Annotated in this window: 10 protein-coding genes; all 10 read left to right on the top strand. The window is 30.0% G+C overall.

All coding sequences use genetic code 11. The features are described from left to right. Nucleotide 1: 1 nt before the first annotated feature. The 10 genes from BIV18_RS09835 (at nt 2) to BIV18_RS09875 (ending at nt 17,799) form a co-directional block, all read left to right on the top strand. Nucleotides 2–2,737, top strand: coding sequence for a dermokine domain-containing protein (locus BIV18_RS09835; RefSeq protein WP_075660449.1), 2,736 nt, complete (start codon nt 2–4; stop codon nt 2,735–2,737). 266 nt (nt 2,738–3,003) lie between these two features. Further along, the gene (locus BIV18_RS09840; RefSeq protein ID WP_075660450.1) at nt 3,004–3,882 is read left to right on the top strand and encodes a 3'-5' exonuclease; all 879 of its coding nucleotides are present in this window, start codon (nt 3,004–3,006) and stop codon (nt 3,880–3,882) included. A 127-nt stretch (nt 3,883–4,009) separates the two neighbouring features. After that, complete coding sequence (locus tag BIV18_RS10595) at nt 4,010–9,142, top strand: prealbumin-like fold domain-containing protein (RefSeq protein WP_144015234.1); 5,133 nt, start codon at nt 4,010–4,012, stop codon at nt 9,140–9,142. Nucleotides 9,143–9,283: 141 nt separating this feature from the next. Continuing rightward, complete coding sequence (locus tag BIV18_RS09850; RefSeq protein WP_075660451.1) at nt 9,284–10,000, top strand: hypothetical protein; 717 nt, start codon at nt 9,284–9,286, stop codon at nt 9,998–10,000. Nucleotides 10,001–10,614: 614 nt separating this feature from the next. Next, on the top strand, nt 10,615–11,589 hold the full coding sequence (locus BIV18_RS09855) for a class C sortase (RefSeq protein WP_075660452.1): 975 nt from the start codon (nt 10,615–10,617) through the stop codon (nt 11,587–11,589). Between the two features lie 325 nt (nt 11,590–11,914). Beyond that, on the top strand, nt 11,915–12,334 hold the full coding sequence (locus BIV18_RS09860) for a type II toxin-antitoxin system antitoxin SocA domain-containing protein (protein ID WP_075660453.1): 420 nt from the start codon (nt 11,915–11,917) through the stop codon (nt 12,332–12,334). A gap of 36 nt (nt 12,335–12,370) precedes the next feature. After that, nucleotides 12,371–14,311 carry an ATP-dependent DNA helicase RecG gene (locus BIV18_RS09865; protein WP_075660454.1) on the top strand — a complete coding sequence of 647 codons (1,941 nt, stop codon included), beginning with the start codon at nt 12,371–12,373 and terminating at the stop codon, nt 14,309–14,311. Between the two features lie 393 nt (nt 14,312–14,704). Further along, complete coding sequence (locus tag BIV18_RS09870; RefSeq protein ID WP_075660455.1) at nt 14,705–16,684, top strand: S-layer homology domain-containing protein; 1,980 nt, start codon at nt 14,705–14,707, stop codon at nt 16,682–16,684. A gap of 97 nt (nt 16,685–16,781) precedes the next feature. After that, the gene (locus BIV18_RS10715; RefSeq protein WP_178385804.1) at nt 16,782–16,937 is read left to right on the top strand and encodes a hypothetical protein; all 156 of its coding nucleotides are present in this window, start codon (nt 16,782–16,784) and stop codon (nt 16,935–16,937) included. Between the two features lie 85 nt (nt 16,938–17,022). Beyond that, on the top strand, nt 17,023–17,799 hold the full coding sequence (locus tag BIV18_RS09875) for a hypothetical protein (protein ID WP_075660456.1): 777 nt from the start codon (nt 17,023–17,025) through the stop codon (nt 17,797–17,799). Nucleotides 17,800–18,094: the final 295 nt, after the last annotated feature.

Below are 18,094 nucleotides of genomic sequence, written 5' to 3' on the forward strand. Positions count from 1 at the left end.
TTTGCAAAAGAATAAATTATCCGTAAAAATACTTGCTCTCTTTTTATTAGTCTTAACTGTTTTTCCAATGCTTACACCCTTATCTACCCAAGCCCACAACGCATATTTTTTATATGTACTAATAGATGACGGTAACTTCACCTACACAGGCTCGGTTTCAAGGGATAAGGTTGGCAAATATTTAAGTAATTTGACAAAGAGAGATAGTTTACTCAGTCCAGAATCAGCCCACTTAGAAGCTATGATGTGGAATCCAGACAAGTTAAAAGATGGTAGCTTGGGTCTTAGTGATAGCTTTTTGAAAGACTTAGATAAAGATAACAATGGAAAATCCTCTATGATCTTTACCTTCCCTTCAAAGCAAATTGATGATAAAATGCCAAATCATGCCAATGCTGAAGATGCCAACAGGGCTTTCTTGATTAATAATACCCTCCTACCCTCATTAAACACAGTCCTCTACAAACTAAATGGCGATAAGCCTTTTACAAGTAAAGAGGAGTTATATGAGGCTTCAGAGCGTCTTTTAAATAATCAAGGTTCAAATGGATATAGCATTTCCTATACAAATGATAAGAATTACATTATCTTGACTAAGGGAAATGAAGTAAACAAATTACCCTATAGACTTGCCAAGGGTTATAAAAGTGAAAAATTAGAAAATGGCAAGAAATCAGTTTTATATCATCCAGAGTTTTCAGATGATATAGATAATATAACTTTAAAGACAATTATGGTTCAAGGTATGTATAATGCCAAGGTTAAGAACGCTTTTTATAAGGATATAGCTGAATTACAAAAGCAATCTATCCTAACACAAAAGATTGGAGAGTTCTTTGCAGAACTATCTGATGGTGTGCGTTCAGTCTTTGGTCTATATTCTATGGATGAACTTGTCTATAACCAAGGTTTGAGAGCTAACCCTATGTATGTTTTTGGTATTATGCCAAGTGGTTGGTTTTCAGTTGCCAAGATTATGTTTGTTATCTGTCTAGGAGTTGCCTTATCCTTATCGGGTATAGCTATGGTAAATATGCTCTTAAACAAGACCCTATCTACTATAAATGTAACTAGAAGGCTTAGCCTAATAAACGGAATGAAGGACTTAATAACGGCTATATTTTTACTAGGTGGTTGTGTCATCTTCTTTTCTGTTATATTTAGGTTGAATAATAGGATAGTAGACATCTTCTATGCTGTCAGCCCACCTCAATCTGCCCTATATTCAGGAGCAGGGAATACTGGTTTAATAGGATCTGTATTCTTAGGACTCTTTTATTTAATAATTGAAGTTTATTTTAACTTCTATTATATCTTTAGGGGTCTTATGGTAACCTTCCTAATTGCAGCTAGTCCATTATTTATTATTTCTATTGCCTTTGGAGATGCTTATAAGAGGATATTCTACACTTGGCTTAGAGAATTAATATCTAATGTCTTTATCCAATCCTTCCACGCTATTATCCTAGCCTTATTTTTAAGACTTCAAGGTAATTCAAGACCAATAGAAATCCTAGTTGTTTCCTTTGCCTTAATACCAATGACTAGATTCCTACAAAGCCTGATGATAGGCACAGATGGAAGTTTAACTGAACAACTTTCAGGCAAGTTAGCTGGCTCAAGTATAGCCTTTACAGGAGGAGCTATAGGTGGAGCTATTGGAGGTTTAGCAGGGGGTAAATTGGGTGGTTTAGGATCAGCTTTAAGTAGGGGTAGCAACAAGCTTGCAGGGTCTGTTGGAAATTCTGCCAATATATCTAGTGGGCTTGGATCTAGTGCTACTGGTGGAACATCAGTAGGTTATGGTCAAGCTAACTCATCTGGAGCCAATCCTTCTGATACAATCAATCCAAGTAGTGCTGGAGATATATCAACAGACAAGTCATCTGGAACTACAATTAATCCAAATATTGCTAACTCAGGTGTTAATGGCTCTACAACCAACCCAACTTCTAACCTAAATTCAACTAAGTCTGGTTCCTCTGGTACATCTAGTGGAGGTTCAGGAGGACTTAGTGCTGGTTTAGGAACTGCTGTTGGGGTTATTGCAGGTATGAGTAAGGCAGGAAGTAACCCAATGTCTGCCAACCCTAAATCCAACAATTCTACCCTTGGAAGTGTTAAGGGAAGTTCTGTAGGTGGTAATTCTGTTGGTGGAGATTCTATATCTGAACCTACATCTAGCTCCACTTCTCCTACTTTTAGAGAAAGATTATCTAGTGTTAAGGAACATGGAGGCAAGGTTATAGGAGATATTAAGGATAATAGGGTGGTTGGAGGTATAGGTAGGGTTGCAGGTAGTGTAGCCTCTGGCATAGGTCGAGCTACAATAACTGCTGGAACTGGTATGGCTGCTCTTGCAACTTATTCTGCCCTTCACGAAAACACATCTGTTACTAGGATGACTGGGGGAGTAGGCAAACGACTAGTTGGCAGAAATCCTCAAAAGGTCGATTATGGTTCTGGTGTAACCTATGATCCTTCAAAACCCGAAAGTAGATTTAATCAAAATATTGATAGGGTTGTTGAAGATGAATATAAGAGTAATCCTTCAGCCTTTAATATGTCTGGTGAAGAACTTAGAGATTTACAAAATGAACAAAATGCTGCTGCTGAAACAGCTGAAAATAGACGAAATTATGAAATAAATCAAGATCGTAAAAATGCAAGAAAGACTCGTCATAGAAAGGGTGAAGATCAAGCCTTTATAGATGAGAACTATTTAGACAATAATTAATATTAAGAGCTAGGTGAAAGCCTAGCTTTTTCTATGCTATTAGGGATAACGATTACATTAAGACTTGTTTGTAAGATTACATTTACTGAGAAAAAAGATAGTTTTAATAAGCCTATTTAAAAATATCCGAGTCTGCCTATCTTTTTTCTTGGTAGAGGCTATATGTAACTAAACTTATGTCGATTTATATTTACTAAGATACTAATGATTACTTATATATATGAAGATAAAAAATAGGCTTTAAAAAATATAAGGAGGATTATCAAATGCAAAATAAAATTGAATTAATGGAACCCTTTTATAGTCAAATAAATCCAAGTCATACTCTCACTTCAAAGAAGTTTAGTGACAATGCCTTTAGGGCAAGGAACTCATCTTCTTTTGTCATCTTTGACCTTGAAACTACTGGTTTTTCACCTTTTACTGGGGGTTATATAACAGAGATTGGTGCAGTCAAGGTTGAAAATGGTGAGATTGTTGATGTTTTTGAGAGGTTTGTAGACCCACAAATAGCTATACCAAAGAAGATAACAGCTCTTACTGGTATAAACTATCCTATGGTTTACAAGAAGGGAAGATACACAAGACATATAAGTGATTTTCTTGAATTTGTAGGTGATTCTACTTTAGTAGCTCATAATTCTAAGTTCGATTGGGATACTTTTATAAAATATTATGCCGAAAAGACTTGTCTATATCCTACAAATCCTGTAATCGACACATTGTGTATTTCCCGTAATCTATATCCTATACCTTCTCATAAGTTAAGAGATATTTGTGACTATCTTGGCATAGAAATGACTAATGCTCACAGGGCCTTAGATGATGTCAAAGCAACCTATAAGGTTTTTATGAAAATGCTTGAAGATAAGGCTTTAGAAGAAAGTCCTAATAAGGAAATTTTTGTTAAAGAAGATATAGATTTTCCAAAACAAAAAATACTTTCAGCTAAACAATGGATTAAAGAATTTGAAGTAGAAGGATTAAAACAAAAACATAATAGGCTTTATGTAACAACTAATTATTCAAAACTATTTTATGATTTATCAGTTAAAGACTGGGAGGTCGTAGAAACTAGAGTTCCCATTGATAAAAAGGATTTATCTAAACAATTGGGAAATATTTTGAAGAAGAAACTAGCTTAAAGGCTAGTTCTTTTTCTTTAGATATTATATAAGATTTTTGAGATTACTATTAATATAAATGTAAAACAAATCCTATTTTTCTCAACTAGCAAGAGCTTAAAACTTGCAACTTAAAGGAGGGATTAAGTTGAGTAGATTTAAAAGAATAATGAGTTTTCTGTTAGTATTACTTATGATATTGCCTATACTTTTACCAACTGGCTCAGTCTTAGCTAAAGAAGTTAGCGAAAGTATACCAATAGAAGAAGCGAATAAAAAAGATGAAGTAAAAATTATCGACAAGACAGAAGAAAAACCAGAGAAAGAAACCGATAAAGAAAAAGACAAGATAAAAATAGAAGAACCTTCGGAAGATAAGGTGACTATTATAGATCCTACTGGGGAAGAAGATAAAAAAATAGAACCGAAAGAAAAAACTGAAGTTAAAATAGAAGAAAAAGAAGTAACAGAACATGAGGGGAAAAGGGAAACCATAAAACCTAAAGAAGAAAAAATTAAAGAACCAGAGAAAAATAAAGTCGAAGAAGTTGTTTTACCAAAAGAAGAAATCGGAGTAAATAAAGAAGAAAAAGCAAAATTAGATAAAGAGCTTTTAAATAAATTAAAAGATCAATTAGAAAAGGAAAATTTAAATAAATCTAATCTAAAGAATAAAGCTCTTGAAAATGTAGATATGATGATTCCTATGGATCAAGCTCAAGATATAAATAGGGAATTATTATTATATTTTATTGCTAATTATGAAACTATAACATTAGAGGACATGACTAAACTTTTAAGAGATAATGCTGAATTTGGTTTAGATAGAGCAAGACTAGATCAAGAAGAATATCTAAAAACCCATAAAAATTTAAAAGATTATCAACCTAGTTATGAGTTCGACCCTTTCTATGAAATGCTTATAGATCTATTTAACTTTAAGCATAGAAATATCAAGGATATTTTTTCTAACTTAGCAATAGAAGAAGAAAAAGAAGAAACTCCAATTGAAAATAGAAATATATATCTTAGAAGCACTTTCTATGCAGCTAAAGAAATTGATAGTGAAAATATGTTTAAGAATGTATCTGATGAAAATATTTTTACATTAAGGCCTATTAGTCAATTAATAATTGATAAATTTAGAAGCATGGGAATAAATATAAAACAAGGGACTATGGAAGCATCATTATCAAAAAAATTTCTTGATTTACGTTATAGTTTTAATAACATAGAAAATTTAACCATACCAGATAATATAGCTATATTAGACATAAGAGTTGAAAAACCAGATAATTATGGATACAGTAAAGAATATTATGAAAATTTTAGCCTTCATAATTTAAACAAAATTAGAAATATTAATTTAAATTCTGATAATTTAATTTATGCGAACATAGACTTGGGAAATTATTATGGACCGAACGAACATATAAAAGCTAATGAAGTAAATACAGCTGATCCATATAATATTAACTTAAATATATCAGCTAAAAATTTAAGCTTTGTGAGATTTGTTGGGTTGACAACTGGAGTTCTTAATATTTCAAATATAGAGGTAATTTCTGGTAAAATTAATTCTACTTTTACTGACTTCAATGTAGATAACACTTTAAAAGCCATTGGTCCTCATACTTTTAAACTAGCCTTCAGCCCAAATAGCAAGATTGAACTATTTAAAAAGGGTCAAGGTGAGAATATTGAATATATAGGTGAGGGGGCTTTTACCACAGATTCAAGGTTCACAAGTGTGAGAATGGATCATAGATATAGCGAAGATAAATATTATGAACATATAGGTTTAAGAAGTAATTTTATACTAAATTTAAGAAATATGACTAATTTAAAATATATAGGAGGACAGGCTTTTTCATTTCCTCTCAATAAAACTAAACAAGACATTTCTTTAGAAAATTTACCACTTCTTGAGGGGGTCGGAGCAGCTGCTTTTTATGACACGCCTAGAGAAAAAAACATTGTATTAAGAAATTTACCTTCTTTGCGATATTTTGGAACTCCAAATTATAGATATCCTCGTGTCTATCCAACAGGTGTATTTTTATCAACAAATAATGAAGTCGAAATATTTAATATGTATTTTAAAGATAAATTAGTAAATTATATATCACCAAATGAACTTGAATGGGATTCTTCAGAACTTAAAAGAGTAAATGAAATTATAAGGTATGGTCATATTCCTGCGTTTTATAGTAATACTATAGGGTCACAACTTTATATTGAAATTTCTAAAATTTTAATGGAATATAGAAAAAAATTTGCCTATGATGAAACAGAATTGATTTCTACGGGAAGAGATGGTAAGGATAGAATATTTCATAATGATATAAGAAGCCCCTACGGTAGTAACATACTCGACTATGATATATTAAACGGAGAAGAGCAAGAAAAATTTATAGCTCCAGCTCCATGGAACCTAGTTATAGAAAATTTACCTAACCTTGAACTATTAGATTTGTCTGCGTCAATTATGGCAAGTATCCAATTTAAAGACGACCTTCCAAAAATTAAGTCTATTGATGCTAGTGCAAATAGGCTAAAAGACTTAGATTTAAGACCTCTTGCTTCAATGAATAAAATTAATAATAAGGCATTTGCCCATAATTTCTTGACTTGTGTTTTTGTGGGAACAAATATTAAATCTATAAGACCCAATGCTTTTAGTGTTAATAAATATTATAACTATAATGGAACAGTGGATGATGGGTACGGATATTTCAACACTAAACCAGTTATGATTTCAATTACTGGAGGAAATGTGAATAATATCCAAGATACAGACACTTATACAATAGATATAAAAGATGCTTGCAAGGAAGTAAATACTATCAAAGTCAAAAAGGTAGACGATACAGGTAAATGGAACCCATTATTAGCACCTTCTGAATTTACTGCATATTATTTAACAGAAGAAAAAATAACATCATTCGATAACACTTTTAAACAAGTAATGTCAGTTATTAGGCTTGTAGCAATACAACAACCAGACGGAAGTTATAAAAATTATAATAGCGATTCATTTACAACTCTTTCTAATGGGAATATTGCAATTGAACAACAGAGTCAGTGGATTGATGTGGGGACTGATAAAAAAGTAGCCGATAATATTAAAGCTTTTAACGATTGGCAAAATATCAAAAGATACGATATTAATTACAGGACTGGCGGAGTTCACACTTTAAAAAATGGGGCTGACTTTGAAAAAAATATTAAGTCTGCTAGCCAAGTTGATGCTCAAAACATTACAGTTGAACAAAAACAAGAAAATGGCAAGTACTTCATAAGAATTAAAGGAACTTTTATATTTAATCCAAATACTATGCCTAAAGAAGATTATCTACTAAACTTAGTAAACAACTATGCTATGGAGAAAGATATTGAGAGTATAAAAACTCAATTAAATAATCTTGTTTTAAGTAAATATACAATGGAAAAGATAGATAGTCAACAAGCTAACAACTATTATGCAGCATTTTTAGGGATTTCTGCTAATAAAGATGTATTAGAAGAAATAAAAAAATATGCAAATGATCCTAATTGGATTAAAAATAGACGACAAAAACCAGCTGCATATCTATATGCTACAACATTCTTAGAAAACCAAGAAATTAGAAAAAAAGTTGAAAATAATGAGTATGTAGAAAAACACTATCTCCCAAATCCACAAACTCCTGATGAATTTGGATATTTAACTTATAATATTGGTGGAACTTATAAAGAAATTATGATTAAGGAAACTAAAGTGCCTTATGGATATACAGCTAAAAAGTTAGCAATACAATATGATCCAAATAATCCAGAAAACAATATTTTTGTGAATATTAGAAAGCCTGCAAAATATGAAGTTAGATATCTCGAAGAAGGAACAGATAGACAACTGGCAGATTCAAAATTTGGAGATGGTAAATATTCAGAACAAGTTACTGAAAAGGCAATAGAGATTCAGGATTATACTCTTCAAGGTCCAAGCGAACAAAAGATAACTCTAGCTGATGTAGATAATGTAAATGTTATAATCTTCTATTACAAGCCAGAAAAAGTTAGTACAAATAAAACACTCACTATTAATTATTATGTAGAAGATACTACAAGCTATGTCCCAGACATAAGTCCTAACCCTATATTTATAGATAATGTAAAAGAAGGAGAAGTCATTAATATAAATTATCCTAGTTCTAATTTCTTCGTACCAATAGAGGGGCAAGATAAATCAATAACAATAGGTAAAGAGAAAAATGTGGTTAAAAATATCTACTACAAGCCAATTTATGCAAATTATCAGATAAGAAGATTCGAAGTTGCTCCTAATGAAAAATTACAAAAATATGAATCAAGAATTTACGGACCAATAATTGGATATAAATTTCGAAATGAAGAGATCCACAAGGGGTATCATAGTCAGATTATTGATATTGATAAAATTGCTGAACTAGATAAAATATTTGAAACAGAATATAAGGGGGAAAAATATAAACTTAAATATAATTTAATAAAAGATAATGAAAAACTAAAAAGATGGGGTTTAAACGAATATAAGCCTCAAATCTCATTAGATAAAAATAATTTAATAGTAGTTGACTTATACTACACTGCTAAAGAAGTTAAGGGAATAAACTATAAAGTAAACTACTGGCTACAAGAAGAAGGTAAGGAAAATAAATTAGTATTGACAGAAAACAAAATGGTTCCTAACGAAAATCCTACTGTAACAATAGTAAATCAAGATATTAATACAATATTTAAGGACTATCCAGAAAATGTTAGAAATCTAATTAAATTTGAGAATATGGATAAAAAACTACCTTTTACTGTAACTGCAACTAATAATGTAATTAATGTTTATTATGCAAAAGAATTAATTGCAAAGGATATTACAGTTAAGAAAATTAATGAAAACAATTCTCCACTTCAAGGAGTTACAATATCTATCTATAAGAAGCTTGATGGAGACCAAACTTATGAAAGATATATTAAAGAAAAGCCATTAGAATCAATAACAACAAGTGATCAAGGACTTGCAGTATTTAAAAAAATTAAGTCTGATGTAGTAATTTTAGAAACTAAATCAATAGAAAATTACAGTATAAATAGAGATATAAAACTTGTTAATATTAAAGAATACACTGGTGAAGAAATAATAATTAAAAATTACCGTTCAACAAACAACCTTCCTGAAACTGGGACTCTAAGCATTTACCCTTATATACTTGTCTCAATAGTTGGAATAGGATTATTTGTAATAAATAAAAAGAAAAATAAATAACAAAAAGGACTCTTAGGAGTCCTTTACATAATAATTGAGTAAACTTGTTTTTTGTCCAGAGATTGTTATATTAAAGATAGAAATAAGTAAGTTATTTTTCACGATTACTAAATATGGTTATATTTTTATAGGAGGAAAATTATGAATAATAAATTTAAAAAAATATTAATAATAGGACTTATCACTGCAACATTAACGCCCAGCCTTGTTTTTGCAAAAGAACTAAAACCCCTAAACTTCTACCAAAGAGAAGGCGTAAAAATCAATGAAATAATTGAAAAAGATAGACAATCTTTAAATAAGCCAACACAAATTCAACCATTTAAAGTGACTAACTTAGGAGAATTTTACAAATTTGACAGAAATGACCCAAGTTTAATTAACGTAACAAGTCAAGAAATTGGTTCTCAAAAATATGTCCGTGACGACATGAAAAACGATATGATAATTTATAATGGATCAAGATTATACAATCCAAAATTCACAATCGCTGGGGTATCTCAAGGATATATGAATATTAAAATGCCAAATATTGTTTTCCTAGAAGATATGGGAGCTACTAGCTCTGATGCTGCATACTTTGAACCTATTTATGTAGAATTTGAAAACGGAGAAAAAGCAGATATAATTGTAAATACTCTACTAGATTCAGTTGCTCAAACGAAAGATAAAAAAACCGAAATTAATAATAGAACAATTAAGAGAATTGTATTTAGAAACACTAGAAACTGCTTTGAAAGATTAATACTAGACGTTAATATTAAGACACCAAAGAAAATAGCAGATAACATACAATCAGCTTCATTCGTGACTGGAGAACAAATGAATAAAGATGGAACCATTGAAATCCCTCAATAATAGGTAATATCTATAAATAAATCAGAAACTAGGAAACTCGTAATGTCTCACTTTAATTTCTATAAAGAAAATATAAAACACCACTCTACCTAAGCCCTAATCTCCGACTCCCACTTCAGGTCTACACGGAGGCACTTCAAAAGGCAGAAGAGATTATAAAATTTGCCTTTGATTATAAAGAAAAAGAGTAATATATTTTTATAAAAATAGCCTTGGCTTGAATCAGTTAATTCACTACTTAGATCTTGACAGATCTTGAAGTTGGAGCTTTGATTAAAAGTCGAGGCTATTTTAGTGTTATAAATCAAAGACATTTAGTATTATATTAAAAAAATATTCAATACAAGGCCCTAAACATTGAATAAAACAAACCAAAAATTATTTAATACAATAAACAATAGATATAAAATCTAAAACAAGGAACTTGTTTTATAGTAGATGTAGTTCTATTGTTAATCAAAATAGATTAGTCGGGATCAGCTTACTTTGATACAAATATACTTAAATCTCTGTATTATATGAGTTTAAGGCTCGGTTTAAAGGAAATATAGTTTTATCAACTTCCTAAAAACTTCAAAGTCCTCATGGAATCTATAAGGGACTGATGAGAGAGAGTGAAGGTAGGGAGATTAGTAATACTAGAGAATATTAGGTTAAATTTTTATGATTACAGAAATACGAATAATGTAAAGGAGGAAAATTGTGAAGAAAAAAACATATACAAAACTTTATCTTATATTTTTCTTGTACTAGCCTTAATGCCAGTAATCTACCTAATCGCCTCTAGGATACAGCTACATAGGTTAAATATGAAATCAGTTACTACTTATGTGAAATCACAGTATACTGAAGAAGAATTAGAAGAGCTTAGAAAGAAAAAAGAATCTTATAATAAAAAAGTAAAAGAAAGCTTTGCCCCCACAACCGAGCCTCAGCATACTAGCGAAAATAATAATAATATAATTGGCATTTTATATATTCCCCGTATTTCTGAAATAATCCCAATTTATTTTGGAACTAGCGATGAAATATTGTCTAAAGGTGTAGGAATAATGGAAAAAACATCGCTACCAGGTGGAGTGGGGTCAAATTCAGTTATAACGGGGCATAGAGGGACACATAATGCTAAGTTGTTTAGATATTTAGATAAGCTAGAAATGAATGACTCAGTATATATTTATACAAATGAAGAATTGTTAAAATACAAGATATTTAATCATGCAGTTATACAACCAGATGACGGGACTCTGTTAACTCTAGAAGAAGATAAAGATAAAATCACTTTACTGACATGTACTCCTTATTTGATAAATACAGAGAGATTATTGTACTTTGGAGAAAGAACCAATCTAAGCGATGAAGAAAATAAAAGTATATTAGAGATTATTAAGAACGGAAATAAGCAGCTTGAAAAGAATATTTTAGATAACGAAAACACAAAAGACTTTAACGATGCCAAAGACAACAGAACTCTATACTTAATACTAATAATAGTTATAATCTTTATTTTGATAATCTTAATTTATATAATAATAAAATTGTTACTAAATAAGAAAGATGAAGAATTAGATAATTTACACAAAGATTAATAACATATATAAGGACTGGCTAAATTTAGAAAAGATTTAGTTAGTCTTTTTTTGGGGTGAGATTAATAAAATAAATAAAATTAATCTTAAAGTTAAAACATCTGACTTGTTTGTAAAATTAATAAAAACTCAGCCTGTCATAAAAACATCTTAAATATTTTCACAAGCTGTGGTCTACCCAATACAAGTAAAAAAAGGAAAGTTAAAATAATAAGCCTCCAGATTAACTGACCATATATTTTTCTTTTTACCAGTAAATGCTAGATATTAACTAGTATTCTAGCGATTACTGTATAAAGCGATAATTAAAAAATAGGAGGCAGTTATGTATTACAAAAACTTAGAAAAATTTACAGAAGAACAAAAGAAAATAAGAGATATAGTTCATTATATTTTAGACAATGGAAACGAGGGGATTACGCTCATAAGAATGAGTAAACTTGTGTATCTTGCCGACATGTTTGCAAAAGAAAAATTAGGTAGACAAATTACCAATATCGAATGGATCAACGATAGATTCAATATACTTACCTTTGATGTCATCAATGTAATGGTAAATGACCCTCAACTTGAAATATCTGAAAAAGTATTAAACTTCGGGACAAAGGGGTTCTACGTCAATCTAAAGGTAATTGGTAGGAAATCTCTGTTATCTAATAAGGAGGTACAAGTGTTAGATAAAGTCATTGAAAAGACTAAATTTATGACCTTTAATCAATTAATGGCGATTGACAAGATTTTCTAATAGGGAAGTCTACATATTGTAGAAAGGAGTATTAATTTGAAATTAGAATTACTTAATATACCAAAGGCAAAGATAAATCAATTTCACCAAAAGAATATTTACTCTATTGAAGATTTGCTGAATTATCTTCCAAAAGAATATAAAGATTTCAGACAAATAACTAAAATCTCAAATTTAAATAATAGTTATATCGGAGAAGAAGTTTTAATAAAGGCTAAACTCCAACATATAGAGGTAAGGGATAAATTTTTTAAATGCTATTTTGACGATAATGATAAAACTTTCTCCCCCAACTACCTCCCACCTTCAACCCTTGAAGTAGTTTATTTTCATATGGATTATTTATTAAAAAAGCTAGAAGTGGGCAATGTGTATCTCATTGGGGGTAAGGCATCTGTAAACTCTTATACAAATAAACTAAACATTGTCAACCCCCCATTTACCGAATATTCATCTAATACAAGTATCCAAAGAATAATAGCCAAATATAGTAAGATAAAGGGAATGTCTGATAAATACTTGTTAGATTGTATAGACAAGGCTTTGAAATTATACAATAACGAAGAAATACCTAAAAAAGTAATGCAAGATTTCAACTTAATTTCAACAAAGAAAGCCTATACAAGTCTACACAGACCCAAAGATTTCTCTGAAGTTGAACAAGCTCAAGAAAGATTAACTTTTAATATTTTATACAATTATTATAGCTTGCTTAACAAAAGTTATACAAAAGACGAAAGCACTAATATAAAGATAGAAAAGTCTAAAAATATAAGAAAGATTATTAAAGATTTACCCTACACTCTAACTGAAGATCAACTAAGCACAGTAAATAGCTTATATAAAGATATGCAAAAAGGCAAGAAACTTAGAGCTTTAATTCAGGGTGATGTAGGTTCTGGAAAAACCATAGTTGCATTTTTACTAGCCTTTATACTGGCAGATAATAATTACCAGACAATAATAGTAGCACCTACGCAGACCCTAGCTTATCAACATTATTTAGATATTAAAGAATACGAAAAATACGGATATAATTGTTTTTATTTAGACTCTAACACCAAAACTAGAGAAAAACGTAGATTAGAAGAAGGATTAAAAGACGGAAGTATAGATATATTAATTGCAACACATTCAGCATTTTCTGGTCTTGAGTGTAAAAGTCTAGGGCTTGTAGTAATTGATGAAGAACATAGATTTGGGGTGTCTCAAAGAGAATCTATTACAAAGCAATACCCTAATGTACACTCAATTACTATGTCAGCAACACCTATCCCTCGTTCCCTTGCGTTAGTTTCCTATGGCAGAAAAATGAAAGTATATAATATAACTCAAATGCCTACTGGTAGAAAACCAGTTGAGACTCATGTGATTAGTAATTTAAGGCAAGGGTTTGAGGGGGTATGTAGTGAGATTGCAAAGGGTAGACAGGCATATATAATTTGTCCTTTAATAGATACCAATGAGGATTTCAAAGCTATGTCAGTTGAAGAAATCCAAAGAGAGTTTGAATTATATTTAGAAGAAAATAATTTACAATACACATTTGAAACGATTAACGGAAAAATGAAGGCAAAGGAAATTAAAGAAGGACTAGAGAAGTTTTCTTCTGGAAATGCTGACGTCTTGATATCAACAACAATCGTTGAAGTTGGGGTAAATGTACCTAATGCAAGTATAATAATGATAGTTAACGCTGAGAGATTTGGTCTTGCTCAACTTCATCAGTTAAGGGGTAGAGTAGGTAGAGGTAAGTATCAATCATATTGTCTATTAATATCCGATTCTGAAACCGACAGATTGAGAATTATGGAAAAAACTACTAATGGTTTTGAAATAGCAAAAGCCGACCTAGAACTTAGAGGTCCAGGGTCGTTAATTGGAGTTGAACAATCGGGAGAATCCAGAGAACTTAACTTAATATTAAAAAGACCAGTATTGGCTCAAAAAATATCAGATTATATTACAAGTAAATAGAGGCAAATACTGCAAAAAAGAAATATGAAGACTAGTTGATTTAGAAATAAATCAGCTGGTCTTTTTCTTTTTTGAATCTCATTGGTAGGGATTTTTTAAAAGGATATGTTCCTAGCTGCAAGAACATAAGTTTAAAACAGCAGAATTCTAAAAATAATCTAACTATCTGCCAATATAAATCATAAAAAGGGCAGAATTACTTACGCCCTACAAATTAACTTACAGAACCTTTTTTATCGGTACTTGGCTTAGGCGATTATTACAAGAATATTACAAATAGCTAAAAATAGCAATATTTTTCTATATTTTACTTTTTTGAATGGATTACTATAAAAGATACGAAGGGAAATATCTCTTTAGTAGCATAACGAAATTTTTATAGGAGGAACTTATATGCAAAAGAAGAATTTAACAAAATTATTAGCTGTAACTTGCTTAGCAACAAGTTTTACCCCAATCTTAACCTACGCTCAATCTCCAAAAACCTTAGACGATTTTATTAGAAAGGATATTAAAATTGAAAGTTTTAAAGAAGCTGGAGTAGATTTAAGCAAAGTTAAGGAAGTTAGTAAAAATATTAAGCTAATAGAAGAAGATAATAGACTATTTCTTACAGTTCCAAAATTAGAGGAATCCGTAGGAAGTGGATTGGTTTTAAATATCAAAGGCGATAATCTAAAAACAAAAACTATTAACTATATTGACTTAAAAGATAATTTAAAAATTTTAGTTATAGATAAAGCTAAAGATTATCAAGGAAATATTGAGGTAGAAGTATATCTAGTAAATACTGAAACAAAAAAACTAGATTATATTAACAAAACTACTTTTAATATTAAAAAAAATCTGCCAGATGTAAAGAAGCCAGAAGAAACAAAAGAAGAATTAAAGATAAATTATGCTTATGTAGTTCAAGGTGGTATTGTAATTAACCTTCCAGACAAGTCTACCCTTGCCAATACTCCACTATACTGGAAATATTCTTATGAGAAAGATTTCAAACCAATTTCTGCTGATTGTGGGTATGGATACTCATATAAAAAGGACAATTCCAGTCAAAATGGAGATTTTAGCAAGTTATTTACAAAATATAATTTTAATAAATATGATAGATTAGATAAGAATGATTATAGGATTCCTGTTGACATTCCTTCAAGGGTTCAAATCGTGATTGTTGATAATAAGGGAAATACAAAGCCCTATGAATTTAGAATCAACGAAGATAATTTTATTTTAAATGTAGGCAAAGCTCCAGAATATGTAAAAGATATTCTATTAAATCTAAAAAATGGTAGAGATTACAACGATTATGAATACGACAGATATTCTAAGAAAGATCTATTAGTTGTTAGAAAAAACTCAACTATTGACCTTTACCAAAACTTTAAATCTTTATTAACATCAACATGGGATTCCTTTAATTCAAGAGAACTTGAATTTGCAATAAACGACACTATTATTAAAGAGCCAAGTTCTGTAAAGTTTGACGAAGTTGGTTCATATAAGGTTAATGTTTCTAAAGAAGATAGCAATAAGACAGTTGATTTTACTATTTTAGTTTTAGACAAAATCAACAAAGATTATAAATACGAAATAAAAGATAATGTAGAAATTACTAAAAATGAATTTACTGGTTATGACTTATTTAAAAATAAAGATAAAGCTGATATAAACAGATTCTATATTGAGTATGATAAAAACTACTATTTATTAGACTATAAATTTAATTTTGATAAAACTAAAGAATATAAATTAACCTTAGTAGATATTAAAGATAATAGAAAATTTACTGTCAATGTTAAAAAAGTAGGTTTAAAAGCAATTTCTTACCAAAACGCTATCAATATGTTTACAGATATTAACAAGCATTGGGCAAAAGATAAGATTATAGCGTTAGTGTCTAAGGGTGTCATAGCTGGCTATCCAGACTCTACTTTTAAACCCGACAATAACATGACTAAAAGAGAAGCAATTGCCTTTATAGGTAGATACGCTGAAAATATGAATCAAGCTTATATTAAACCTACTATTAGAACAAATGTAGCCTTTAATAAAACTAATTGGGGTAATGAAGAGGTAGATTTTGTGTTGGGTAGGGTGCCAGCTAACCTAATCAATGAAGGTAACTTAGATGAAAAGATTACTAGAGAAGAAGTTGCCCTATTGTTAGAAAAAACTTTCCTTTTTAATGAAACTAACAAGTCTTTAACATTTAAAGACAAAGAAGATATTAAATTTGCTAACTCAGTAGAAAAACTTGTAGCCTTTGGAAGTATTAAGGGTTATCCAGATAACACCTTTAAGGCAAAGGGATATATAACCAGAGCAGAGTTTATCTCAATGTTATTTACCCTTCCAAATGTTAATTATTAAAAAATAGAGGACTTGGCTTAGGCTAAGTCCTTTTTATATTTGAAAAATTGCCTTAGATTACCTTTTATAGATTATCAAGAAATAGGAGGAAATCAAAATGATGGTGAATTACAAAACAAAAATAATAATGGCAATAATATTTGGTATAGCTCTTATAGGTGCTATGGTTTTTAAAATTAACGCTTATAACAAGGAAGCTAATCAAACTGCCAACGATATGGATAAGACAATCAGTCAAATTATGAAGGGCTAGTTAATTATAACTAGCTTTTTTCATTATAAGTGGCTAATTTCAAGGGATTACCTAGAATAGCAAGACATAAGAAAGGAGCAAAATTATGCAAGACATCGAACTTTTAGAAGAATTTGAAGAAGAAAGACAGATACTAGATAATATTAAGACTAAAAATAGAAAGAAATATAACAAGAATAGAATTGCTAAACATAAAGAAAAAAAGAAAGCAATCCTAGGTGGAGGAGTCAGAAGCCGTAAAACTCTAAATTATTATAAAAGACCTGAAAAATATATTGAATATATCAGCTTAAAACCTGCATATATATACTGTGACGAAGAAGAAGAATATACAAGTCTAGGTTATTATGATAGGGCAGGTTTAAAAGAGGTTAAAAATATATATCCAATGAATGATTTAAGGATTATGCAAATCGACCCAGATACTTTCTATTGTGTATATATCTTAGAGCGTATTAAGAAGATTTATATATATAATAAAGATAAGACTAAGATATTAAGAACCTTCTCTTATGAAGATGATAAATTTTTCTTACCACCTTATGAATATCAAGAAATAAATGATTTTATCTTATATAAATTAGAAAAAGAATTTGGAGAAGAAATCATAAATCTTATGTATTGTCAGGGAGAATATAGATATACTGAAAAATATGTTAATGAGCATAAATATAATAAGTATAAAAAGATAAAAAAAGAATCTAATTTCTTCAAAAAGCAAGAACCTCTTGGTAATATGAGAGCAAAGAATAAACAGATATTGAGAAATTTAAAGAAGTTTGAAGTGGATTCTGATGAATACAATGATTTACTATGTAAACTAATTGATAGATATGATGATACTGATTATAAAAACTGGTAGAGGCATCTACTAACAAAAAAGAGTAGAGGATTAGCTAGGGCGACCAGCCTTGGTTAGTCCTCTTTTTTGTGCTTATTTTGATATGCACTAGATTATGCACTTAAATCAGGCTGAATCAAGGATAGCGTTTACATTTGAACTTGTCATAAAAATTAGAAAACTAGCATGAATAATGATCATATCAAGAATACTTCAGAGTCTGTAACCAAGGATCTTTATTATAAAGGGCTAAATTTAGAGGATTACATAAGGTAGAAAACAAGACAAGCTTTTGAAAATCTAAAGAAGGGATGGT

The organism is Peptoniphilus grossensis, from assembly GCF_001940285.1.
In the GTDB taxonomy this organism is placed as follows: domain Bacteria; phylum Bacillota; class Clostridia; order Tissierellales; family Peptoniphilaceae; genus Peptoniphilus_A; species Peptoniphilus_A faecalis.

Excerpts from the sequence above, each read along its gene's own strand:
- BIV18_RS09875 (WP_075660456.1), top strand. The coding sequence starts at position 17,023 with ATGCAAGACATCGAACTTTTAGAAGAATTTGAAGAAGAAAGACAGATA.
- BIV18_RS09840 (WP_075660450.1), top strand. The coding sequence starts at position 3,004 with ATGCAAAATAAAATTGAATTAATGGAACCCTTTTATAGTCAAATAAAT.
- BIV18_RS09860 (WP_075660453.1), top strand. The coding sequence starts at position 11,915 with ATGTATTACAAAAACTTAGAAAAATTTACAGAAGAACAAAAGAAAATA.
- BIV18_RS09850 (WP_075660451.1), top strand. The coding sequence starts at position 9,284 with ATGAATAATAAATTTAAAAAAATATTAATAATAGGACTTATCACTGCA.
- BIV18_RS09870 (WP_075660455.1), top strand. The coding sequence starts at position 14,705 with ATGCAAAAGAAGAATTTAACAAAATTATTAGCTGTAACTTGCTTAGCA.
- BIV18_RS10715 (WP_178385804.1), top strand. The coding sequence starts at position 16,782 with ATGATGGTGAATTACAAAACAAAAATAATAATGGCAATAATATTTGGT.